The organism is Microbacterium sp. LMI1x-1-1.1, assembly GCF_040676205.1.
Classification (GTDB): domain Bacteria; phylum Actinomycetota; class Actinomycetes; order Actinomycetales; family Microbacteriaceae; genus Microbacterium; species Microbacterium aquilitoris.
Genome location: NZ_JBEGHM010000001.1, coordinates 363421 through 384777, shown reverse-complemented (window position 1 = coordinate 384777; position 21357 = coordinate 363421). Strand labels below are relative to the sequence as shown.

Annotated in this window: 22 protein-coding genes; 11 read left to right on the top strand and 11 right to left on the bottom strand. The window is 70.6% G+C overall.

Translation table 11 applies throughout. The annotated features are described in order from the left end of the window. Positions 1 to 75: 75 nt before the first annotated feature. Both MRBLMI1x_RS01790 and MRBLMI1x_RS01785 read left to right on the top strand, forming a co-directional pair. On the top strand, positions 76 to 1329 hold the full coding sequence (locus tag MRBLMI1x_RS01790; RefSeq protein WP_363455413.1) for a serine hydrolase domain-containing protein: 1254 nt from the start codon (positions 76 to 78) through the stop codon (positions 1327 to 1329). Further along, positions 1326 to 2201 (top strand): EamA family transporter, encoded by an 876-nt coding sequence (locus MRBLMI1x_RS01785; RefSeq protein ID WP_020098438.1) that lies wholly within the window; start codon positions 1326 to 1328, stop codon positions 2199 to 2201. The genes MRBLMI1x_RS01790 and MRBLMI1x_RS01785 overlap by 4 nt, the downstream gene beginning before the upstream one ends. Before the next feature lie 7 nt (positions 2202 to 2208). On the opposite strand, the gene MRBLMI1x_RS01780 is transcribed toward MRBLMI1x_RS01785, so the two are convergent. From MRBLMI1x_RS01780 to MRBLMI1x_RS01750, 7 genes are all read right to left on the bottom strand, one after another. After that, positions 2209 to 2904 (bottom strand): sirohydrochlorin chelatase, encoded by a 696-nt coding sequence (locus tag MRBLMI1x_RS01780; RefSeq protein ID WP_018187636.1) that lies wholly within the window; start codon positions 2902 to 2904, stop codon positions 2209 to 2211. Next, positions 2901 to 4049, bottom strand: coding sequence for a uroporphyrinogen-III synthase (locus MRBLMI1x_RS01775; RefSeq protein WP_363455408.1), 1149 nt, complete (start codon positions 4047 to 4049; stop codon positions 2901 to 2903). The genes MRBLMI1x_RS01780 and MRBLMI1x_RS01775 overlap by 4 nt, the downstream gene beginning before the upstream one ends. Then, the gene (cobA, locus tag MRBLMI1x_RS01770; protein WP_363455405.1) at positions 4046 to 5284 is read right to left on the bottom strand and encodes a uroporphyrinogen-III C-methyltransferase; all 1239 of its coding nucleotides are present in this window, start codon (positions 5282 to 5284) and stop codon (positions 4046 to 4048) included. The genes MRBLMI1x_RS01775 and cobA overlap by 4 nt, the downstream gene beginning before the upstream one ends. Continuing rightward, positions 5281 to 5661 (bottom strand): nitrite reductase small subunit NirD, encoded by a 381-nt coding sequence (gene nirD / locus MRBLMI1x_RS01765; protein WP_363455402.1) that lies wholly within the window; start codon positions 5659 to 5661, stop codon positions 5281 to 5283. Before nirD ends, cobA begins: the two co-directional genes overlap by 4 nt. Continuing rightward, complete coding sequence (nirB, locus tag MRBLMI1x_RS01760) at positions 5658 to 8234, bottom strand: nitrite reductase large subunit NirB (protein ID WP_363455399.1); 2577 nt, start codon at positions 8232 to 8234, stop codon at positions 5658 to 5660. Before nirB ends, nirD begins: the two co-directional genes overlap by 4 nt. A gap of 77 nt (positions 8235 to 8311) precedes the next feature. After that, the gene (locus MRBLMI1x_RS01755; RefSeq protein ID WP_363455396.1) at positions 8312 to 9184 is read right to left on the bottom strand and encodes a formate/nitrite transporter family protein; all 873 of its coding nucleotides are present in this window, start codon (positions 9182 to 9184) and stop codon (positions 8312 to 8314) included. 142 nt (positions 9185 to 9326) lie between these two features. Further along, positions 9327 to 9668 carry a hypothetical protein gene (locus MRBLMI1x_RS01750; protein WP_363455393.1) on the bottom strand — a complete coding sequence of 114 codons (342 nt, stop codon included), beginning with the start codon at positions 9666 to 9668 and terminating at the stop codon, positions 9327 to 9329. Between the two features lie 130 nt (positions 9669 to 9798). On the opposite strand from MRBLMI1x_RS01750, the gene MRBLMI1x_RS01745 reads away from it, so the two are divergent. From MRBLMI1x_RS01745 to MRBLMI1x_RS01725, 5 genes are all read left to right on the top strand, one after another. Beyond that, entirely contained in the window at positions 9799 to 10335 is a 537-nt protein-coding gene (locus MRBLMI1x_RS01745) for a MarR family winged helix-turn-helix transcriptional regulator (protein ID WP_018187629.1), read from the top strand. Between the two features lie 79 nt (positions 10336 to 10414). Then, the gene (locus MRBLMI1x_RS01740; RefSeq protein WP_020098445.1) at positions 10415 to 10774 is read left to right on the top strand and encodes a hypothetical protein; all 360 of its coding nucleotides are present in this window, start codon (positions 10415 to 10417) and stop codon (positions 10772 to 10774) included. An 82-nt stretch (positions 10775 to 10856) separates the two neighbouring features. Continuing rightward, complete coding sequence (locus tag MRBLMI1x_RS01735) at positions 10857 to 13130, top strand: alpha-L-rhamnosidase (RefSeq protein WP_363455389.1); 2274 nt, start codon at positions 10857 to 10859, stop codon at positions 13128 to 13130. A 103-nt stretch (positions 13131 to 13233) separates the two neighbouring features. Then, positions 13234 to 14280 (top strand): NAD(P)-dependent alcohol dehydrogenase, encoded by a 1047-nt coding sequence (locus tag MRBLMI1x_RS01730; RefSeq protein ID WP_363455386.1) that lies wholly within the window; start codon positions 13234 to 13236, stop codon positions 14278 to 14280. 110 nt (positions 14281 to 14390) lie between these two features. Then, complete coding sequence (locus MRBLMI1x_RS01725) at positions 14391 to 14735, top strand: hypothetical protein (RefSeq protein ID WP_018187625.1); 345 nt, start codon at positions 14391 to 14393, stop codon at positions 14733 to 14735. A 56-nt stretch (positions 14736 to 14791) separates the two neighbouring features. On the opposite strand, the gene MRBLMI1x_RS01720 is transcribed toward MRBLMI1x_RS01725, so the two are convergent. The 3 genes from MRBLMI1x_RS01720 to nhaA all read right to left on the bottom strand — a co-directional run bounded on the left by MRBLMI1x_RS01720 (position 14792) and on the right by nhaA (position 17604). Continuing rightward, complete coding sequence (locus MRBLMI1x_RS01720) at positions 14792 to 15544, bottom strand: SDR family NAD(P)-dependent oxidoreductase (RefSeq protein ID WP_363455383.1); 753 nt, start codon at positions 15542 to 15544, stop codon at positions 14792 to 14794. 113 nt (positions 15545 to 15657) lie between these two features. Beyond that, positions 15658 to 16158, bottom strand: coding sequence for a hypothetical protein (locus MRBLMI1x_RS01715; protein ID WP_231370964.1), 501 nt, complete (start codon positions 16156 to 16158; stop codon positions 15658 to 15660). Positions 16159 to 16242: 84 nt separating this feature from the next. Beyond that, positions 16243 to 17604 carry a Na+/H+ antiporter NhaA gene (gene nhaA, locus MRBLMI1x_RS01710; protein WP_363455380.1) on the bottom strand — a complete coding sequence of 454 codons (1362 nt, stop codon included), beginning with the start codon at positions 17602 to 17604 and terminating at the stop codon, positions 16243 to 16245. A 202-nt stretch (positions 17605 to 17806) separates the two neighbouring features. On the opposite strand from nhaA, the gene MRBLMI1x_RS01705 reads away from it, so the two are divergent. The 4 genes from MRBLMI1x_RS01705 (at position 17807) to MRBLMI1x_RS01690 (ending at position 19956) form a co-directional block, all read left to right on the top strand. Further along, positions 17807 to 18550: a hypothetical protein gene (locus tag MRBLMI1x_RS01705; protein WP_363455377.1), complete on the top strand. Its 744-nt coding sequence runs from the start codon at positions 17807 to 17809 to the stop codon at positions 18548 to 18550. Further along, a complete protein-coding gene (locus MRBLMI1x_RS01700; protein WP_116227679.1) occupies positions 18528 to 18941 on the top strand; it encodes a phage holin family protein in 414 nt (137 codons plus the stop codon). The genes MRBLMI1x_RS01705 and MRBLMI1x_RS01700 overlap by 23 nt, the downstream gene beginning before the upstream one ends. Continuing rightward, a complete protein-coding gene (locus MRBLMI1x_RS01695; protein ID WP_116227678.1) occupies positions 18938 to 19501 on the top strand; it encodes a DUF3618 domain-containing protein in 564 nt (187 codons plus the stop codon). The genes MRBLMI1x_RS01700 and MRBLMI1x_RS01695 overlap by 4 nt, the downstream gene beginning before the upstream one ends. 107 nt (positions 19502 to 19608) lie before the next feature. Continuing rightward, the gene (locus tag MRBLMI1x_RS01690) at positions 19609 to 19956 is read left to right on the top strand and encodes a hypothetical protein (RefSeq protein WP_363455372.1); all 348 of its coding nucleotides are present in this window, start codon (positions 19609 to 19611) and stop codon (positions 19954 to 19956) included. Between the two features lie 335 nt (positions 19957 to 20291). Here the strand turns inward: MRBLMI1x_RS01690 and zapE are convergent, their stop codons facing one another. Then, complete coding sequence (zapE, locus tag MRBLMI1x_RS01685) at positions 20292 to 21284, bottom strand: cell division protein ZapE (protein WP_363455369.1); 993 nt, start codon at positions 21282 to 21284, stop codon at positions 20292 to 20294. Positions 21285 to 21357 lie beyond the last annotated feature (73 nt).

Below are 21357 nucleotides of genomic sequence, written 5' to 3'. Positions count from 1 at the left end.
GCGCGACGTGCGCGAGCGGAGGGAGCGGACGGGTGTGCTGTAATCATTGAGACGAAAACCGGGGGTGATCTGCGCGTGGCAGGACGTGTGTCGAGGCGAGTGCTCGCTGCAGTGACGGCGCTCGGCCTCGCGATCGGTCTCGGTGCCTGCGCTCCCGCACCCGACCGGGTCGACATCGGTGTGGACCAGGTCGACGGTGCTCTGCCGTCCGATCTGACGACGCAGATGCAGGAGCTCACGCAGACGGCCATGACGTCGATCGGCGCCAGCGGCGCGATCGTCTCGGTCTCGGTGCCCTGGTCGGGCGAGTGGACCGCGGGCGTCGGCACCTCCGGCGTCGGAGGGCCCAAGGTCGACCCGTCGATGACGTTCAAAGCGGTCAACGCGACCCGTCCCATGACGTGCGACCTGCTCTACGCCCTCGTCGAGAAGGGCACGGTCAAGCTCGACGACACCATCGGGAAGTGGCTCGACTCGTACCCCGGCGAGAGCACGGTCACGCTGGCCCAGCTCTGCGACAGCACCAGCGGCATCCACGGCTACCTGAACGAGATCTTCTCGCGTGTGCTCAAGGTGCCCGAGCGCGTCTGGAACCCGCGCGAGCTCGTCGCCTACGGCCTCGGGCAGCCGGCGTCGTTCGCGCCCGGAGCGCGTTTCGGCGAGTCCGACACCGGCTACGTGCTCCTCGGCCTCGTCCTCGAGCGCGCGTCGGGGCAGTCCCTCGACGAGCTGTACGACGAGTATGTCTTCCAGCCGCTCGGCATGAGCTCGACGTCGGTGCCGATGGGCATCGGCGGCGGCGACCGCCTCAAGGGGTCGTACCTCGACTCGGGTGAGGACGGCAAGCCGAACTGCGAGGCTCCGCTCGACATGACGGATCTGACCTCGAGCGTGGGCTCGTCCGCCGCGGGCGCGGTCTCGACCGTGTCGGACCTGTCGACCTACGTCCGGGCTCTCGCCGTCGGCGCGCGCCCCTACGACACCGACCAGCGGTTCGAGGGCGCCCCGCCCATCAGCGACAGCCTGCCCACCTGGTTCACGGCGAAGGGCGGCGCCTATCAGGGCGGCAGCCTCGTCGGGCAGTACGGCTCGCTCCCCGGTTACATGGTGGCCGCCTTCGCCGACCGCCAGACCGGCATGTCGGTGGTCGTCGTGCTGAACGACTCACGGGCGTCGTCGAACGTCGCGCGCCTGCTCGCGTGGCAGCTCGCGGCACTCGCGTCGAAGGCGCCGGCCGCCGACGGCCGCACGGCGCCCGAGGTCGGCCTGCCGTGGACGGTCGAGAGCCTCGGCGAGGAGCTCGCCGGTTACGCCATCTGCGGCGGGTGAACGCGCGCAGCACGTCGACGACCGCCATCGGGCTGGTCGTCGTGGGTCTGTGCTGCCAAGAGGTGGGTGCCTCTCTCGCCGTCGTGCTGTTCCCTCAGGTCGGCCCGCTCGGCATGGTGATGCTGCGGCTGGTCTTCTCTGCCCTCATCCTCGGTCTCATCGCCCGCCCATCGTGGCGGGGACGGACGCGCGCGGCGTGGGTGGGCGTCATCCAACTCGGTCTCGCCTTGGCCGTGATGAACGGGTTCTTCTACCTCGCCCTCGAACGGCTCCCCCTCGGGGTGACGGTGACGATCGAGGTGCTGGGGCCGCTCACTCTGTCGATCATCGCGAGTCGGCGGGCCTCGGCGTGGATCTGGGCGGGGCTCGCGCTCGTCGGCGTGCTCGCGCTCGGCGGCGGCGGGTTCGACCGCCTCGACCTGCTCGGTGTCGTGTTCGCTCTCGGGGCGGCGGTCACCTGGGCGCTCTACATCCTCGCGTCGGCCAAGGTCGGCGCGGCGTTCCCGAAGCTCGACGGGCTCGCCTTCGCGATGGCCGTCGGGGCGGTGGTCTCGCTGCCGTTCGGCATCGCGGACGCAGGGTCGGCGCTCCTGCGCCTCGACCTCGTCGCGCTAGGGGCCGCCGTCGCGTTGCTGTCGTCGACGATCCCCTACGCCCTCGAGCTCATCGCGCTCCGGCGCCTTCCCGCGGCCGCGTTCGCGATCCTCATGGCGCTCGCCCCCGCGACGGCCGCACTCGCGGGCTTCCTGCTGCTCGGGCAGCACCTCACCGCCCTCGAACTCGTGGGCATCGCGCTCGTCATCGTCGCCTCGGTCGGCGCGGTCCGCTCCGCGGGTCGTGGTGTCGAGGACGTCGCCGAGCCGATCGGCTGAAACCCGTTCAGGCCACGTCGACGGGAGCGCGGACGGCGGCGAGGTAGCGCTCGACCACGACGGCGGCGACGGCCGCGTCGGGTGCCAACGGGGTCGTGACGGCGTCGGCGCCGGCCCGGGCGATGACGTCGGCGAAGAAGCCGGGGGCGAGGACATAGCTCGCGGCCACGACGCGGCGGGCTCCGGCATCCCGGGCCGCAGAGACGGCTGCGTCGATGCGCGTCCCTCCGCCCGCGGCGAAGCCCACGGACACCGGCGCGGCGACGCGTTCCCGCAGCAGATCGGCCATCGCGGCGACGTCGACGGATGCCGCCGGATCGCTCGACCCCGCGGCGGCGAGCACCACCGCATCGCCCGGTGCGAGGCCGACCTCGCGGAGCCGCGTCGCGAGCAGGTCGGCCAGAAGGGGATGCGGACCGAGCGCGGCGGTCGCGGTCGCGCGGTGCCCGGCATCCGTCACCGCGCGGGCGATGTCGACCTTGGTGTGAAAGCCGGTCGACAGGAGGAGAGGGACGACGATCGCGTCGCGCGGGGCGGTGGCGCGGACGACGTCGTCGATCTCGGGCTGCTGCACGTCGACGAACGCCTCCTCCACTGCTACGCCCGGAAGGAGCAGGCGCACGTTCTCGACGAGGTCGGAGATGGCGGCGCGACCGTCGAGCGAGCTGGTGCCGTGCGAGCAGGCGATGAGGACGGGTGTCATGGTGTCTCTCCCGGGGTGACGACATCGAGGCGGTACCCGCGTTTGACGACGGTGCGGATGAGGGTCGGGATGCCGAGGGCTTCCCGCGTGCGCGCGATCGCCACGTCGACGGCGTGGGTGCTGTCGCCGGTTCCCGACCGGGGGAGGGCTGCGGCGAGCTCGCCGCGCGAAACGACACCGCCTCGCGCGGCGAAGAGCAGGGCGAGGATGGCGGCGGACGTGGGTGACAGGGTGAGGAGCGCGCCGCCCAGGACAGCGGCGCCGCTGCGCAGCTCGAGTCGCCCGGCGGTGGTCTCCAGGGCAGGCGCGCCGCCACCCCCGAAGTGGGTGACGACGGCGCGCACGAGGGAGCCGAGGCGGCCCCGCTCGGCGATGAGCGGAGCTGCGCCGGCGTCGACGAGCGGACCCGCGGTGATCGGCCCGACCGCGGCGAGCAGGAGCGTGCCCGCCGTCGACCGGCGGACGATCGCCTCGAGCGCGCCTTCGCGACGGGCGGTCGCGAGCCACTCCGCGGCGCCGGGCGCGGAGGTGAAGAGGACGGCGTCCACGTCGCCCTGCGCGGTCTGGATGACCGAGCGCGCGACGGCGGCCGGGTCGGGCGGTGGCCCCCAGCGGTAGACCGTCAGGCTGACGACGTCGGCGCCCGCGGCCGAGATGAGCTCGTCGAGCCCGTCTGCTCCCGACCCGTGGTGCTGCACGGCGACGCGGCGACCGGCGACGCCCTCTGCCAGCAGGAACGCCCCGAGTTCCTCGGAGGTCTCGGACTCAGCCACCCAGTCCGCGGTGAGACCGGCCTGCTGGATCGCCCCGCGTGCCTTCGGTCCGCGCGCGACGATCTGCGCACCCGCCAGGGCGGCGTGGAGTGCGCCCTGGAGCCCGGCCTCGTCGGCGGCCTCCATCCAGCCGCGGAATCCGACACCGGTGGTGGCGACGACGATGTCCGGCGGATCATCGATCAGCGCGCGCGTCGCGCCGATGAGCGCGTCATCGTCGATGTGCGACTCGATCGTCAGCGCGGGGGCGTGCCGCACCGTCGCCCCGTGCCGCTCCAGTGCGGACGCGAGCTCGGTGGACCGACGATCGACGGCGATGACGATCGTGCAGCCGCCGAGCGCGGCCGAGAGGGCGGGGCGGACGGTCGTCACCGAGGCGGTTCCCCCGTCCCCGCGGCGACGGGCGGCGCGGGCAGCAGGAGCCCTGCGGCGGCGACGTCGCCCACCACGATGACGGCGGGATTGCTCACTCCCGCGGCCGCGGCATCCGTCACCGCGTCGGCGAGGGTCGTGCGGGTGGTCCGCTGCGTGGGCGTGTGGCCGCGTTCGACGATCGCGAGTGGCCGATCCGCGGGGGCGCCGGCGGCGAGGGCGGCGGCCACGAGCTTCGGCAGGGCGGCGACCCCCATGAGCACGACGGTCGTGATCGTGTCGTCCGCGAGCGCGGCGCGGGTGGCGGGGGTGACGGGACCTTGGCCGATCGTCACGTGGAGTCCCGCGGCGGTCCCGCGGTGGGTGACCGGGATGCCGGCGGCTTGGGGGACCGAGACGACGCTCGTCAGCCCCGGCACGACCTCGACGGGCACGCCCGCGGCCAGGCACGCCGTGACCTCCTCGCCGCCGCGCCCGAAGACGAACGGGTCGCCGCCCTTCAGGCGCACGACGCGCTTGCCGGCCTTGGCGTGGGCGACGAGGAGGGCGTTGATCTCCTCCTGCGGAACCGGGTGGTTTCCGGGCGCCTTGCCGACGTCGATCACCTCGACGTCGGGGTCGAGCTCGACCAGGATGTCGGTGGGCCCGAGCCGGTCCGCGATCACGACGTCTGCCTCGGCGAGCAGGCGTCGACCGCGGACGGTCATGAGGTCGGCGGGGCCGGGACCTCCGCCGACGAGGTCCACGCGCCCGGCGGCCTTCCGGCGGCGACGGAGCGGCAGCATCCCGTCGCGCAGGGCCGCCCCGATCGCGTCACGCAGTCGAGCGGATCGGCGCGGGTCGACGCCGGCGTCGGAGGCGACCGCGACGATGACATCCCCCGAGCGGGTCTCGGCGGTGAGCCTCGCCGTCCCGTGAGCGCCGTCCGACGCGTTCACGCAGAACACGCGAGCCGCCTCGCACCACGCCGCGACCGTCGCATCGACGGATGCCTGGGCCGTCGCCGCGTGCACGAACCACGCCTCGGCGACGTCGCTCTCACGGGCGGTGCGCGCGATCCACGCGACCCTGCCGGCATCGACGTGCGCGCGCATCGCGTCGCCCAGCGCGGGAGCGACGACGGTCACGAGCGCGCCCTCGTCGAGGAATCGTCCGACGCGACGCCCGGCGACGGCGCCGCCGCCGACGAAGACGACGCTGCGGCCCGAGAAGGTGAGCCCGAGCATGGTGGTCATGACTGCTCCCCCCGCAGGTAGACGATGCCGTCCGCGACGGCGGCGGGCCATACGCGCAGGGTGTGCTGCTCTTTGCCGTTCGTCTCGAGGCAGACGCCCGTACGAAGGTCGAACACCTGCTTGTACATGGGCGACGCGACCGTGGGGACGTCCCCGCGGGTGCCGACGATGCCGCGCGAGATGACATGCGCGCCGCTGTAGGGGTCGAGGTTCTGCACGGCGTGCACGCGGCCGGCGTGGGTGAGGAACAGCGCGATCTGCGTGGCGCCGAGGAGGGCGGCCCGACCGCGCTCGGTCTCGAGGTCGGTCACCGCGCAGATCGCCGTCCAGCCCGCGGGTGGGGCCGCGGCATCCGTGTCGTGCATCACCGTCGTCACCGCCGCACCTCCAGTGTCGTCCCGGCGATGAGCACACCGGCATCGCGGTCCTCGGGGGTCGCGGGGCGCGCCTGGCCGCGCTCGGCGGTGTACGCCAGCGACGGGTCGGGAGTCGCGGGTGCGTTGACGAACGAGGCGAACCGGCGGAGCTTCTCGGGGTCGTCGAGGGTCGCCTTCCACTCGTCCTCGTAGTTCTCGACGTGCCGGGCCATCGCGGCATCCAGGTCGGCGCAGATCCCGAGCGAGTCGTCGAAGATCACCCGGCGCAGCTCGTCGATGCCGCCCTCGAGGTCCTCGAACCAGGGGGCCGTGCGCTGCAGCCGGTCGGCGGTGAAGACGTAGTACATGAGGAAGCGGTCGATTGCCTGCAGCAGCCCGGCGTCGTCGAGGCCTTCCACCAGCAGCACCGCGTGGCGGGGCGTGAAACCGCCGTTGCCGCCGACGTACATGTTCCAGCCCGCCTCGGTCGCGATGACGCCGACGTCCTTGCCGCGGGCCTCGGCGCATTCGCGCGCGCACCCCGAGACACCGAGCTTGATCTTGTGCGGTGACCGCAGCCCCCGGTACCGCAACTCCAGCTGGACGGCCATGCCCACGGCATCCTGCACGCCGTACCGGCACCAGGTCGAGCCGACGCAGGACTTCACGGTGCGCAGGGACTTGCCGTAGGCGTGGCCCGACTCGAAACCCGCGTCGACGAGGCGCTTCCAGATCTCGGGCAGCTGCTCGAGGCGCGCACCGAACATGTCGATCCGTTGCCCGCCGGTGATCTTCGTGTACAGCCCGAAGTCCTGCGCCACCTGCCCGATCACGACGAGGCCCTCGGGGGTGATCTCGCCGCCGGCGATGCGGGGGACGACCGAGTAGCTGCCGTCCTTCTGCATGTTCGCCATGACGTGGTCGTTCGTGTCCTGCAGCGTCGCGTTCTCGCCGTCGAGCACGTGCCGACCGGTGAGGGTCGACAGGATGCTGGCGAGCACGGGCTTGCAGATGTCGCAGCCGCGCCCGGTGCCGAACCGCTCGATGACCGCGCTGAAGGTCGACAGCCCCGAGACGCGCACGGCGTCGAAGAGCTGACGGCGCGACATCGCGAAGTGCTCGCAGAGCGCACTGCTGAGGGGGGCGCCGGTCTTCGCGAGCTCGCTGCCGAGGAGCTTCGTGATCATGCCCACGCACGATCCGCAGGCCGCCCCCGCTTTCGTGCAGGCCTTGATCGCCTTCACGTCCGTGCAGCCCTCGTCATGGACGGCCGAGCGGATTCCGCCGGCCGTGACGCTGTTGCAAGAGCACACCAGCGCCTCGTCGGGCAGCTCGCCCGTCGGGGCGGCGACGCCGTCCTGCGGCATGAGGTACGCGACCGGATCGCCGCCGAGCGCGCCGCCGACGAGGGGGCGGAGCGAACCGTAGGCCGACGCGTCGCCGACCAGGATGCCGCCGAGCAGCGTCTTCGCGTCGTCCGAGAGGACCAGCTTCTTGTAGACCCCGGCGATCGGGTCGGCGTAGACCACGTCGAGTGCGCCGGGCGTCTCGGCGAACGCGTCGCCGAAGCTGGCGACGTCGACGCCCGAGAGCTTGAGCTTGGTCGAGACGTCGAAGCCCGCGAAGGACGCCTCGAGTCCGAGCAGCCGCGCAGCCGCCACCTCGGCCATGGCGTAGCCGGGTGCGACGAGCCCGACGCACTGGCCGCCGAAGCTCGCCACCTCACCGATCGCGAGGATGCGCGGGTCGGACGTGTCGCAGCCGCCGTCGATGACGACTCCGCCGCGCGGATCGACCGTGAGCCCGGCGGCGCGGGCGAGCTCGTCGCGGGGACGGACACCGACGGTGAACACGACGACGTCGGTGCGCTCCCACGAGCCGTCGCGGAACTCGAGGCCGATCACCTGACCGCTGCGGTCGGCATCGAGCCGCGTCGTCAGCGCCGAGGTCCGCACACCGATCCCGCGCTGCTCGATGAGCCGACGCAAGGCGTCGCCGGCGGGCAGGTCGAGCTGCGCCGACATGAGGCGGTCCGAGGACTGGACGACGGTGCAGTCGACATCGAGTCCCTGCAGTGCGCCGGCTGCTTCGAGTCCGAGGAGCCCGCCGCCGATGACGGTTCCGGTGAGCCGGCGTCCGAGCTCGGCCGACCGGCGCTCGACGAAGCGCTCCAGCGCCTCGACGTCGTCGAGGGTGCGGTAGACGAAGCATCCCTCGTGGTCGTAGCCGTCCACCGCGAGCCGGGCGGCGTACGATCCGGTCGCCAAGACCAGCCGGTCGTAGCCGATGCGCTCGCCGCGGTCGGTGACGACCTCGGCGATGCCCCGGTCGATGCGGGTGACGGTCGCCCCCCGGACGAAGCGCACGCGCTCGTCGGCCAGGGGCGACGCGTCGAGTTCGAGGTCCTCTGCGGACGCGCCGGCGAAGAACGAGGTGAGGCCGACGCGGTCGTACGGATGGCGCGGCTCCTCGCCGATCACGGTGACCCGCCACGCCTCGTCGGTGCGGCTGAGCAGGCTCTCGACGAAACGATGGGCGACCATCCCGGCACCCACCACGACCACGTGGGGCGGGGTGGGGCCGGTGGAGCTCATGTCGCGACCGTAGGCGGACGACGTTGCAGCCGAGGTCCCGTCGTGTTGCGGGCTCTTTACGGGGCGGGCCACGGTCGTCACCGGACGGCGACGGGCGCGTCCGCCGCGGCGGCGCGGGCGGCATCCTCACGGCGCGAGGCGCGCACGCGGTGGGGGGCCGCGGGGCGTCCGTACGTGAAGAACAGCGGCAGTCCGACGAACAGCAGTCCGCCGACGAGGTTGCCGACCACCGTCGGGATCTCGTTCCAGATGAGGTAGTCGCCGATCGTGAAATCACCGCCCAGCAGCAGACCCGAGGGGAACAGGAACATGTTCACGATCGAGTGCTCGAAGCCCATGAAGAAGAAGAGCATGATCGGCATCCACATCGCGACGATCTTGCCGATGACGTCCTTCGAGACCATCGCGAGGACGACGCCGGTAGCGACCATGGCGTTGCAGAGGACCGCGCGGACGAACAGGGTCAGCATGCCGTTCGCCCCGTGCTCGGCATAGCCGACGGTGCGGCCCTCGCCGATGTGGCCGATCGCCTGTCCGACCTCGTTGGGCGGGGTGGAGAACCCGTTCGTGAAGACGATCGCCATCAGCACGGCGATCGCGAAGGCGCCGATGAAGTTGCCGAGGAACACGAGTCCCCAGTTCCGGAGGATGCCGCCGAGCGTGACACCCGGGCGCTTGTCGAGCCACGCCAGCGGGGCGAGCACGAACACGCCCGTCAGCAGGTCGTAGCCCAGCAGGTAGAGCATCACGAACCCGATCGGGAACAGCACGGCACCGAGGAGCGGACTGCCGGTGGTGACGCTGATCGTGACGGCGAAGGCGGCCGCCAGCGTGAGGATCGCGCCGCCCATGATCGATCGGATGAGGGTGTCGCGGGTGGAGAGCATGACCTTCGACGCGCCGGCGTCGATCACGGTCTGGACGAGCTCGGTGGGCTTGACGTACGTCATCGCAGAATCCCTTTCAGTCGTGGAGCCGGGTGTGAGGCTCGACGCTAAAGGGCGGGTGTTTCCCCCGATCGCGCGGGGATCGACCGCTTTGGTTACCTCTTCCTCTCAAACGAAGAGGTCGCGATGTGAGAAGGAAGGGGCCTCAGGCGTCGTCTGGCTCCGCGTGACCGACGGAGCGCGCTTCGAGGTACGCGCACAGCTCCGCGGCGACGGCGAGCTCGGCGGCCATGCCGTGGAGCTGATGACTGTTGAGGATCGTCGTGTCGGGCTGCGGTTCGAACGTCACGCGCCAGGATGCCTCGCCGATCTCGACGGGCTCCATGGAGATCGAGATGGTCGCGTGCTCGAGGGGGACGATGACGAGACCCGTGTCGGCGCCGTCGGATCCGTCCTGGACGATGACCTTGATCCGGTCGCCCGCGCCGCGCGCGTCATGGAACTCGGACACCCACGCCTCGAGGGTCTCTTTACTGCGGAACGGCATCCGGATTCCTCCCCGGGTCGGGTGAGGGTAGCGGATCCGCGGACACGTGGCCACGGGCGAGTTCGCTCCCTCTCTCATCACCTATTCTCGACGACATCGGCGCAATCGGCGTCATGACCGGGGAGTGAATGTGTCCGACGCGAAGACCAGTGACGACGGGCCCGCGACGGCCGGATACTGGTACGACGAGTCGCCCGGTCAGCGGGAACGGGCACGCCGCGTCCTCGAGGCGCTCCGCACCTACCGCGCCGCCGAATCGGCCATGCGCCGCCGCACGCGGGATTCGATGTCGATGGGCGAGAACGAGATGCTCGCGCTGCGCTTCCTGCTCCGCCAGCCCGATCACTCGGCACGGCCCGCTGAGCTCGTGAAGTACCTGGGCGTGACGTCGGCGTCGATCACGACGATGCTCGACCGGCTCGAGAAGTCCGGCCGCATCGAGCGCGTCGCCAATCCGACGGACCGCCGCAGCATCTTCGTCAAAGCGACTCCCCACGCCGACGGCGAGGTGCGCGAGACGCTCGGACGCATGCACGGACTCATGTACGACGTCGCCGTGGGCATGAGCCCCGACGCGCAGGAGCACGTGGTGGACTTCCTCCGGCGGATGTCGGATGCCGTCGACGACGTCGCTCCGGTGATCGTCGACGAGCCTGCCGACGCCTGACGGCCGGGGTGCTGTATCCGGCTCGGGGCGCCAGCGCAACACCCCCGGGCAAACGCGTATCACCACGCATAGTGGGGGTATGAGATGCATCACCTACGCCGGCGAGACCGTGGTCACGACCGATGACGTGGCGGAGGCTCTCATCACCCTGACCGCCGCCGTCGCAGAACTCGGACGGGCGGATGCCGTCACGATCCCCATCGTCTTCGAGAAGAATCACGAGATCGGCGAGGCATCCCTCGTCATCGGCGTGGGGAACGACGTCCTGTCGGTCGCGACCGAATGGGAAGGTCCCGAGCCGGACTTCGCCTTCGCTGCGGCCCAGCTGCGCCACCATCCGCATTTCCCTCGCGAGGCCGAGAGCTCGGGCGAACAGGCCTACGAGATCGAACCCGACACCTACTGGGACCCCGACCTCGACGGTTTCGGATCCCGCTGAAACGTTTCGCGACACGACGACCCCGCGCCTCGGCGTGACTCTAGGCTGAGCCCTGGTTCACGTCTGAGCGAAGGGGCTCTCCATGTCGATGTCCGCGTCACCCGTCCCTGTGTCGCCGCTGTCCGAAGCGGTCTTCCTCTCGGCCGAGGCCGCTGAAGGCGTCGCCCCGAGGTTCACTGCGACCGTCGCGCTCACGGCGCTCCGCGACGACGTCATCACCGCCACGCTGTGGGCGACCGCCCGGGGTGTGTACGAGGCCGAGGTCGACGGCGTGCCCGTCACCGACTCGGTGCTCGACCCCGGGTGGACCTCCTACGAATGGCGGCTGACGTACCAGCAGTTCGACGTCACGGAGACGGTCCGCGGCGGGCAGGATGACGTGCGGCTGGCGCTGGTCCTCGGCAACGGGTGGTGGCGTGGGCATCTCGGATTCGGCGACGCCGATGCGGACTACGGCGACGAGATCGCGGTCGCCGCGACCCTCGAGGTCGTCTATCGGGACGGGTCCGTGCAGCGGGTGTCGACATCGGATGGCTGGGGTGCCGCGGCATCCGATGTCACCCGCAACTCGCTCTACCGTGGGCAGAGTGTCGACGCCCGATTGCGCGAGGGCGGTGCCCCGCTCGTCGTGCGCACGAGCGAGATCGATCACGGCGTGCTCGCCCCGCAGACGTCGCCGCCGGTGCGTCGTCACGAGGCGGTTCCTGCGCGGCGCGTGTGGCGCTCGCCGTCGGGGCGGACGCTCGTGGACTTCGGGCAGAACCTCGTGGGATGGCTGAGATTCACCGTCCAAGGGCCGCGCGGCGACCTCATCCGCATCCGCCACGCGGAGGTGCTCGAGGACGGCGAGCTGGGTGTCCGGCCGCTGCGTTCGGCCGACGCGACCGACGAGTTCGTCCTCTCGGGCGGGGTCGACGCCTTCGAGCCGACGTTCACGTTCCACGGCTTCCGCTACGCGGAGGTCGAGGGGTGGCCCGGTGAGCTGCGCGCCGCCGATCTCGAGGCCGTCGTGGTCCACTCCGAGATGGCTCGCACGGGTCGGTTCTCGTGCTCCGATCCGCTCGTCACCCGGCTCGTCGAGAACTCCGTGTGGAGCCAACGCGGCAACTTCCTGAGCGTCCCGACCGATTGCCCGCAGCGGGACGAGCGGTTGGGGTGGACCGGCGACATCGCGGCGTTCGCGGCATCCGCGTCGTTCTCCTTCGACACCGCGGACTTCCTCGACAGCTGGCTGCAGGACCTGCGGCTCGAGACCGAGCACGCCCCCGACGGCGCCGTGCCGTTCGTCGTGCCGGCCGTCCTGAAGTACGCGAACTTCCCCGCGGGTCACCTGAGCGAATGGGCCGGTCCGACCGCGATCTGGGGGGATGCGGCGGTGTGGGTTCCGCAGGCGCTGTGGCACGCCTACGGAGACGCCGATCGCCTCGCGGCGCACTACCCGGCCATGGCGATGCACCTGTCGTCGATCGAGCCGCTGATCTCGGAGCGGGGCCTCTGGGAGCGAGGCAACCAGTTCGGCGACTGGCTCGACCCCGACGCTCCTCCCGAGGATCCCGCCGCCGCGAAGGCGGATGCCGCGGTCGTCGCCACGGCGTGCCTGTACCGTTCGGCTTCGTTCGCCGCCGAGGCGGCCGCCGTCCTCGGGAACGATGCCGAGGCGCACCGCTGGCGCGGACTCGCCGCACGCACGCGGGACGCGTTCGTCCGCCACTACGTCGACGACGACGGCATCGTCCGGTCGGACTGCGCGACCGTCTATGCCCTCGCGATCACGTTCGGCGTCCTCGAGGGCGACCTGCGGAGCCGGGCCGCCGCGCGCCTCGCCGAGATCGTCCGCGAGTCCGGATTCCGGGTGACGACCGGGTTCGCCGGCACGCCGTACGTGACGTGGGCACTCTCCGAGACCGGGCACGTCGACGAGGCGTACCGGCTGCTGCTCGAGAAGGAGTGCCCGTCCTGGCTCTACCCGATCACGATGGGCGCGACGACCGTGTGGGAGCGCTGGGACTCGATGCTTCCCGACGGGTCGATCAACCCCGGCGAGATGACGAGCTTCAACCACTACGCCCTCGGCGCCGTCGTGGACTGGATCCACCAGGTGGTGGGCGGGCTTCGGCCTGCCGCCCCCGGCTACGCCCGCGTGCGCGTCCAGCCTCGGCCCGGGCCGGGCATCGAGTGGGCCGAGACCTCGCTGCGCACCCGGCAGGGGGAGGTCAGCGTCGCGTGGCGGGTCGCGTCGGGCGAGCTCACCCTCGAGGTCGCGCTCCCCGATGACGTGCCGGCCGAGGTCGTCCTCCCCGACGGGCGGACGGTCGAGGTCCGCGGCGGAGGACACGTCTTCACGAGCACGCTCTGACCCGCGGTGCTTCCGATGAGACTCATCAGAGGGCGGGCGTAGCGTTTCCCGTGAGGGATGCCCCGACCCGAGGCATCCGTCTATCGATCAGCAAGGAGACCCCATGCCTACTGTCGCCGCTTACGCCGCGCCGTCCGCGACCGACCCGCTCGTCCGCACGACGATCGAGCGCCGCGAGACGGGACCCCGCGACGTCCTCATCGCGATCCGCTACGCCGGGATCTGCCACTCCGACATCCACCTCGTCCGCGGCGACTGGGGTCCGGTGACCTACCCGCAGGTCGTCGGGCACGAGATCGCCGGCGAGGTCGTCGAGGTCGGCTCCGAGGTCACCGACTTCGCCGTCGGCGACCGGGTCGGCGTCGGCTGCATGGTCAACTCCTGCCGCGAGTGCGAGAACTGCCTCGCCGGCATGGAGAACTACTGCCTGAACGGCAACACCCAGACCTACGGGTCCGTCGACCGCGACGGCACGATCACCCAGGGCGGCTACTCGACGCACGTGGTCGTCGACCAGGACTTCGTCCTGCGCATCCCCGAGGCGCTCCCGTACGAGTCGGTCGCGCCGCTGCTGTGCGCCGGCATCACGACGTACTCGCCGCTCGCGCACTGGAAGGTCGGCGCCGGCTCCAAGGTCGCCGTCGTGGGCATGGGCGGGCTCGGACACCTCGCCGTCAAGATCGCCGCCGCCATGGGTGCGGAGGTCACGGTCCTGTCGCAGAGCCTGTCGAAGCAGGAGGACGGCAAGCGGTTCGGCGCGACGCACTACTACGCCACGAGCGACGCGTCGACGTTCACGACCCTCGCCAACACGTTCGACCTCATCATCAACACCGTGAGCGCGCCGCTGAAGCTCGAGGACTACCTGCGTCTGCTGCGCCTGGACGGCACGATGGTCAACGTCGGCGCACCGTCCGAGCCCCTGTCGCTGCGCGTATTCACCCTGTTCGGCAACCGCCGCTCGTTCGCCGGCTCGAACATCGGATCGATCGCCGAGACCCAGGAGATGCTCGACTTCTGCGCCGCGCACGGCATCGCTCCCGAGACCGAGCTGATCGGTGCGGACGAGATCAACGACGCTTACGAGCGCGTGCTGCGCTCCGACGTCCGCTACCGCTTCGTGATCGACATCGAGACGCTGAAGGACTGAGTTCGGATACCCGACGGGACGGCGTCGTCCGGGGGTGTTACCCTCGCGACAGAGCACGACGTCGTCCCGCCGGGGGCACCGGCACGCCGTCGCGCCAGGAAGACGAACACATGCCGTACCGCAGTCGCGAAACCTTGCAGCTCTGGTTGGACGAGTTCGTCGCCGCGCGGCAGGACGGGGACCTCATCAAGGTCGTCATCCAAGACGACTCGTGGGGGGATGACGGGGGTCTCGTCGTCGTTCCGCTGCGGAACGCGTCGACGACGGTCTACGTCCGCCCTCCGATGAACGAGGATGCGCGCTGGCGCGTCGTCTTCGAGCCTCAGCTCGACGAGGTCGCGCTGTCGGCGGAGGAGACCGCCGCGCTCGTCGCGGAACTCGGGACCGCCGCGGATCTGTGCGGCTACCTCGAGGTGCGCTCGGTCGCCCACATCGAGGCGTCGCCGACCGCCTGACACGCAGGGGCGGCTCCGCCCCGCACGAGCGTTCTCGCGGGGGCGGAGCAGTGTCGTCAGTGGGCGGAGTAGCCGCCGTCGACGAGGTGGTAGCTGCCCGAGATGAAGGATGCCTCGTCGCTCAGCAGGAAGAGCGTGAGCGCTGCGACCTCGGCATCCGTTCCGAGTCGGCCGGCGGCGTGCTCCTTCTCGAGGGCCGACAGTGCGTCACCCGGGAGGCTCGCGCGCACGAGCGGGGTGTCGATGAAGCCCGGGCCGACCGCGTTCGTGCGCACACCCTGAGCCGTGTACTCGAGGGCCGCCACCTTCGTGAGGCCGACGAGGGCGTGCTTGCTGGCGACATAGGCCGCGTTCTGCGCGAGGCCGACCGAGCCGAGCACCGACGCCATGTTGACGACCGCGCCGCCGCCGGCAGCCACGATCGCGGGCAGCTGGAACCGCAGCCCGTAGAAGACGCCATCGAGGTCGACTGCGCGAACTCGGTCCCACGCCTCGATGTCGTAGTCGCCGATGTTCTGCGGGGCGGCGCCGATGCCGGCGTTGTTGACCGCGAGGTGCAAGGCGCCGTAGGTGTCCTGCGCGTAGCGGACGGCCTTCTCGGAGTCCTGCCATTTCGCCGTGTTCTGAGCGAACGCGGATGCGGTGCCTCCGGCATCCGTGATCTGCGTCACGACCTTCTCGGCCGCGTCGAGCTTGATGTCGGTGACCACCACCGACGCGCCTTCGGCCGCGAGCTTGCGGGCGATCTCCGCGCCGATGCCGCTGCCGCCGCCGGTGACCAGTGCCGTCTTGCCGTCGAACCGTGCCATTGCGTTGCCTCTTTTCGCAGGCCTGACGCCGTGACTCTCGCGGCCGGTGCCATGCATCTGAATACAACGGATGCCCGGCGTTGGCATTCCTGCCCAGCGCGGAAAAGTGGGTATCAGAGGTACTGGTCCCGCGCGGCTCGCCGGATCGAGTGATCGCGGATGTCATCCCAGTCGAGCACCACGACGCCGTGCTGGCCCACGGGGTCCGCGCAACGGTCGAGAAGGCGCTCCGTCAGCGCCGGGACGTCCCCGCACTCGCTGACATCCAGGAACGTGACCTCGACGTCCCGCGCATTGTCGCGCTCCAGTTCCGCGTGGACACGCGCACCCAGCGCGGACGCGATCCGGTCGAACGCCAGTGCATGTCGTGGCGCGAGAGTCACCGCGAACACGAGCTGTCGCACCCCGACATGCCGCTTCGTCTCGACAGCCGCCAAGGTCGCGAGCGCACGCAGACGATCCTTGCCCGTCACGCGGGAGTAGTCGCGCAGATCGGCGAAGGCGACGACCGCGCGCGGGCGGCTCACCTCCTCGCCGTCGAGGGGTCGGCGGGCGGTGATCCCGCGGGCGACAGCGGTGTCCGTGTCGCCGAGTGTCACTACGGGGTGTTCCATCACTGGCTTTCGTTCGAAGGGAACGGTCGAGCGACCGCTGCCGACCAGACTTCCCGGCTCACCATTTCTCGTGCGCAGGCGACGTTACCCCTGGTGCGGCGATGTGGGCGCAGGCGCTTCCTGATAGATGTCGGGCGTGCCGTCGGCATCCTCATCCACGGTCTCTTCGGCTACGATCCGGCGGTAGCGGCGGTTGCGGGCGATGAGGATGCCGGAGGCGATCAGCGCCGCGAGTACGGACGCGATCATGATGGCGATCTTCGCGTCGTCACCCTCGGTCGAGCCGGCGGGGAAGCTGAGCTCGGCGATCAACAGCGAGACGGTGAATCCGATGCCGGCCAGCAGCGCGACACCCAGGAGGTCGACCCACCGCAGCGCCGGGTGCAGCCGGATCTTCGTCACGAGTGTCAGCGCGCGGACGGCGAGCAGGATGCCGATCGGCTTGCCGAGCACGAGTCCCGCGACGATGCCGAGGGCGACCGGATCGGTGGCCGCGCGGAGGATGCCGTCGGTGCCGCCCACGGCGACTCCGGCGGCGAAGAAGGCGAAGACGGGTACGGCGAAGCCGGCCGACAGCGGGCGGAAGCGGTGCTCGAACTCGTGGGCGAGGTCGGCCGCGCGGGGGCCGTCGGTCGCGCCACGCGCAGCCTTGACCGGGATCGTGAAGGCGAGGGCGACGCCGGCGATGGTGGCGTGCACGCCCGACGCGTGCAGGAACGCCCAGGCGACGAACCCGATCGGCAGGAGAACCAGCCAGGCCGCGAACGGGCGGCCGGCGAACAGCGACCGGTAGCGCTGCGCGATAAAGCCGTAGAGTGCGACGACCGCAACAGCCACCGCGAGCGGGACGACCGCGATGTCCTCGGTGTAGAAGACCGCGATGATGCCGATCGCGATCAGGTCGTCCACCACGGCGAGGGTGAGCAGGAAGATGCGCAGCGGGCTCGGCAGGTGCGACCCGACGAGAGCGAGGACGGCGACGGCGAACGCGATGTCGGTCGCCGTGGGGATCGCCCACCCCTGAGCGAGTCCGTCCTGCCCGCGCACCACGGCGACGTAGATCAGAGCCGGCACGGCCACGCCGCCGATCGCCGCCGTCACCGGGACGACCGCCGTGCTGAACCGCCGTAGATCGCCGACGACGAGCTCGCGTTTGAGTTCGAGTCCCACGAGGAAGAAGAAGATCGCGAGCAGGCCGTCGGCCGCCCATGCGCCGAGGGAGAGCTCGAGATGCCACGGTTCATAGCCGACGCGGAAGTCACGCAGGGCGAAGTAGCTGTCGGATGCCGGTGAGTTCGCCCACACGATGGCTGCGACGGCGGCGATCACGAGCAGAGCTCCTCCGACGGCCTCCTTGCGGAGGATCGCCGACACGCGGGCGGCCTCGGTGTGACCGCGCCAGCGTGGCGCGCGCAGGTCGGTACGGTCAGTGCTCGGCGTGTTCACGGGGCGGTCCTCCGGAAGGGTCGACAGACAGAAATGTCGACCAGACTTCCCGACGCGCCGATCCCATCTTACGCGGGCCGATCCTGGCAGACGGTCTCGCACGTACCCGTCATCAGGGCCGCGCGCAACCCCCGTCTCGCGACACCACATCGGGTCGCACAGTGGCGCACCCAGGACACGAGTCCTCAGCAAAGGAGCAACCATGTCAGTCGGAAATGGACCCGCCGGTACCGGCGGAACCGGAACGGACTCGGGCAAGGCCGAGACCGCGAAGCAGGAGGCATCCGCCGTCACGGGCACCGCGGCAGATGCCGCCAAAGATGTCGCGCACACCGCGAAGGACGAAGCGGCATCCGTCGCCACCGAGGCGAAGACGCAACTCAAGGATCTCTACTCGCAGAGTCGGACGGAGCTGTCCGACCAGGCGGCGCAGCAGCAGGAGCGTGTCGCGAGCGGGTTGAAGTCCGTGGGCGAGGAACTCGGGTCGATGGCCCGGAACTCCGAGGGCGGCGGCGTCGCGACCGACATCGTGCAGCAGCTCTCCACGCGTCTCGCCGACGCCGCGACGTGGCTCGGTGACCGCGACCCCGCGGCGCTCCTCGACGAGGTGAAGCGGTTCGCGCGGCGCCGCCCCGTCGCGTTCATCGCCGGTGCCGCCGTCGCGGGCATCGTCGCCGGACGCCTCGTCCGGGCCATGGCGTCCCACGACGACGCCGGCACCGCGACCTCGGGCCGCTCGATCACGCCGACTCCGGCGGGCGCGGGCGTGCCGGCATCCGCTCCTGCGACGCCGATCGCGGGGCAAGAGCCGTCGTACCTCGACCCGATCGCGACCGACCCGAGCGACGGACTTCCGTCGTCGAGCACGCCGCTCTACGACGAGTCGGCAGGCGCCCTGCACAGCACCGACGGGAGGGACACGGATGAGCGACGCGACGCCTTCTGAGCAGAAAGCCGGCACCACGTCGCTCGGCGACCTGCTCGGCGAGGTGACGCGAGACCTGTCGACGCTCATGCGTCAGGAGGTCTCGCTCGCCAAAGCGGAGTTGAAGGAGTCGGCCACGACCTCGGCCAAGGGTGCGGGCATGCTCGGCGGCGCCGGGTACGCGGCATCCATGGTCGTCCTCTTCCTGTCCCTCGCTCTCTGGGCCGCGCTCGCGACCCTGGTGGGCTGGGGATGGGCGGGCGTCATCGTGGCGGTGCTATGGGCGATCGTCGCGGCCGTGTTGTACGTGGTCGGACGAAAGCAATTGAAGAACGTGCAGGGAGCCCCGCAGACCGTGGAGACGCTCCAAGAGATTCCCGAGACATTCAAGAGAAATGAGGAGAACCGATGAGCGATTCACCTGACGCCATTCGTGCGGAGATTGAACGGACGCGTTCCGAGCTCGGCCTCGACGTCGACGCCCTGGCCGACAAAGTCACCCCGTCGAAGATCGTCGACCGGCAGAAGAGCAAGATCACCGGCGCAGTCGGCTCGGTCCGCGACCGGATCATGGGCGCGGCCGACGACGCGGGGTCATCGGCGCACGATTTCGCAGGCTCCGCCTCCGGGGTAGCGCACGACGTGAAGGCGAAGGCCGAGGGCAACCCTTTGGCCGTCGGTCTGATCGCCTTCGGCGCGGGGCTGCTCGCCGCATCGCTCATCCCCGCCTCCGCGAAGGAGAAGGCGCTCGCCGAGACGGCAAAGGAGCAGGCGCAGCCGCTCGTCGACGAGCTCGGCGACGTGGCGAAGGATGCCGCGAGTCATCTCAAGGAGCCCGCGCAGGAAGCTGCCGAGGCTGTCAAGGATCGCGCGCAGGAAGCGGTGCACACCGTCAAGGACGAGGGCACCGACGCTGCCGGCACCGTCACCGATCGCGCACAGGAAGCGCGGAGCACCCTCAGCGACAACTGACCGCGCACACGGGAGGGGCGGGCCGCGGGTCCCGCCCCTCCCGTGTGAACGAGTGCCGCGAAGTCAAGCCCCTGCAGGAGTCGTCTCGCCCACGACAGCCTCCGCATATGGGACGACTAACCATCGGATCAGCGTCGGTGAAGCTCGACGACCGCCTCATCGCGCACCTGGAACTCGTGATCGTAACCAAGCTCCGCCGCCACGAACCCTTCGTGTTCACGTGGTCGAAGGACGTCAGCGTCGGCGGCGGTCGGGAATCGCAGTGGGTGCAGCCGTCGAGCAAAATCGACATCCGCTTCGACAAGCGCGCGAAGATCCCGATCAACCCGGCGTGGGTGGAAGCTTTGATGGCGACAGCCAATTCGCCGTCGGGTCTGTACGTCGTTCCCGAACCTGATCCGGCGGAGGCGGTCGATCCGATCGCCGAAGCAACGTGGCCGACGACGAGCGTCTGATCCGGAGGTCCGTGCTCAGAAGACGTGACCCGAGTCGCTCGGCGCGCCTGCGCCGATTCGGTGCAGATGCACATGTGGGGCGAGGCGGGCCAGGGATGTCAGGTCGGGCCCGACCTCGCACGGCGAGCGTCGTCGCCCGCGTGACGCTCAGCCCGTGGGAGGCGACAGCGACCGCTCCGAGGCCCCCGACGCGAGCCCAAGGGTCCGCTCCGCCGCGTCACGGGGGAAGTGCACGTGGGCCTGATGGTCGCTGACGACGCCCGTGTTGACGGCCCGTGTCGTGCGGACCGTCGAGTCGGAGCCGGGGAGGCGGATGCCTCCCGCCCAGCGCGCGGCTAGCCCGCCGTCGCGAGGAGGCGCAGGCGACTTGCCATGCGGAACGCGTCGGGTCGCCGAGAGGCTGCCGCGAGGAAGTCGCCCAGGTCGACGTCGGCGTAGAAGTCGACGGGCAGGTCCTCGGCGACGAGCACGTCGATGAGGTTGATGAATCGCTGCTGCGCCGGCGGGTCGACCGCGTCGAAGCGGGGGACACCCGTTACGGTCCACCGGTCGAAATCCTGCGCCCATCGCAGGTACTCGATCGTCGAGGTCGGGGTGCGGCAGAGCTGATCGAATGTCAGCGTCAGCTCGCCGGCATCCGCCGACGTCACCGGGAAGACCCGGCCGTTCAGAGTGAGGTGTTGCGGCGGAGTCGTCGCGCGCGGCGGGGTCCGCGTCGACCAGGTTCCCGACGCGAATCCTCGTGTGTGGTTGTCGGTGATCGTCCGGTAGTCCGTCGGTCCGTGGAGCGGCATCACGTCCATGTTCGTCTCGATGAGGGCGATGCCGGGGACGAAGATATGGTGCCAGTCCGGGTCGGGGAGGAGGTCCTCGGGCGCGTAGTTGGAGGTCGCGAGCACCGTGACCTTGCGGGTGAAGGCGTGATCGAGCAGCCGGGTCAGAAGCCGCGCGTCTCCCGGATCGTGCACGTGCAGCTCGTCGAAGAAGAGCAGTCTGCTGTCGCCGACGGCATCGTCGATCGCCCGCTCCGCCGCGTCGGGCTCAGTGCGGTGCCGCTGGATACTGCGGTGCAGTTCGTGGAAGAAGCCGTGGAAGTGGACACGACGCTTCTCGCGCAGCGGGATGGCGGCGTACGCGGCATCCGCCAACCAGGACTTGCCGCGGCCGGCGTCGCCCCACAGGTAGAGGCTGCGGGCTTCTCCAGTCGCCAGCTCGCTCCCGAGCGCCGCCAGCCGATCCAGGACCGCCCGTTGCCGCGGGTCGAGCGCGAACCCCTGAGCGGATGCCGCGGCCTCGACCGCGTGGACGAGTTCGTCTCTGCTCAGCACGGTTCCAGCGTGTCACGCTGCGAGGTATCGGAGTCTCAGTGAGCGGGAAGTGCGAGCGGTCGGTGCACGATCA

Coding starts and splice junctions, on each gene's coding strand:
- MRBLMI1x_RS01700 (WP_116227679.1), top strand. CDS start 18,528: ATGAGCGACGCGACGCCTTCTGAGCAGAAAGCCGGCACCACGTCGCTC.
- MRBLMI1x_RS01740 (WP_020098445.1), top strand. CDS start 10,415: ATGAGATGCATCACCTACGCCGGCGAGACCGTGGTCACGACCGATGAC.
- MRBLMI1x_RS01735 (WP_363455389.1), top strand. CDS start 10,857: ATGTCGATGTCCGCGTCACCCGTCCCTGTGTCGCCGCTGTCCGAAGCG.
- MRBLMI1x_RS01780 (WP_018187636.1), bottom strand. CDS start 2,904: ATGACACCCGTCCTCATCGCCTGCTCGCACGGCACCAGCTCGCTCGAC.
- cobA (WP_363455405.1), bottom strand. CDS start 5,284: ATGACCACCATGCTCGGGCTCACCTTCTCGGGCCGCAGCGTCGTCTTC.
- MRBLMI1x_RS01730 (WP_363455386.1), top strand. CDS start 13,234: ATGCCTACTGTCGCCGCTTACGCCGCGCCGTCCGCGACCGACCCGCTC.
- MRBLMI1x_RS01725 (WP_018187625.1), top strand. CDS start 14,391: ATGCCGTACCGCAGTCGCGAAACCTTGCAGCTCTGGTTGGACGAGTTC.
- MRBLMI1x_RS01705 (WP_363455377.1), top strand. CDS start 17,807: ATGTCAGTCGGAAATGGACCCGCCGGTACCGGCGGAACCGGAACGGAC.
- MRBLMI1x_RS01755 (WP_363455396.1), bottom strand. CDS start 9,184: ATGACGTACGTCAAGCCCACCGAGCTCGTCCAGACCGTGATCGACGCC.
- nirB (WP_363455399.1), bottom strand. CDS start 8,234: ATGAGCTCCACCGGCCCCACCCCGCCCCACGTGGTCGTGGTGGGTGCC.
- MRBLMI1x_RS01750 (WP_363455393.1), bottom strand. CDS start 9,668: ATGCCGTTCCGCAGTAAAGAGACCCTCGAGGCGTGGGTGTCCGAGTTC.
- MRBLMI1x_RS01695 (WP_116227678.1), top strand. CDS start 18,938: ATGAGCGATTCACCTGACGCCATTCGTGCGGAGATTGAACGGACGCGT.
- MRBLMI1x_RS01690 (WP_363455372.1), top strand. CDS start 19,609: ATGGGACGACTAACCATCGGATCAGCGTCGGTGAAGCTCGACGACCGC.
- MRBLMI1x_RS01715 (WP_231370964.1), bottom strand. CDS start 16,158: ATGGAACACCCCGTAGTGACACTCGGCGACACGGACACCGCTGTCGCC.
- MRBLMI1x_RS01720 (WP_363455383.1), bottom strand. CDS start 15,544: ATGGCACGGTTCGACGGCAAGACGGCACTGGTCACCGGCGGCGGCAGC.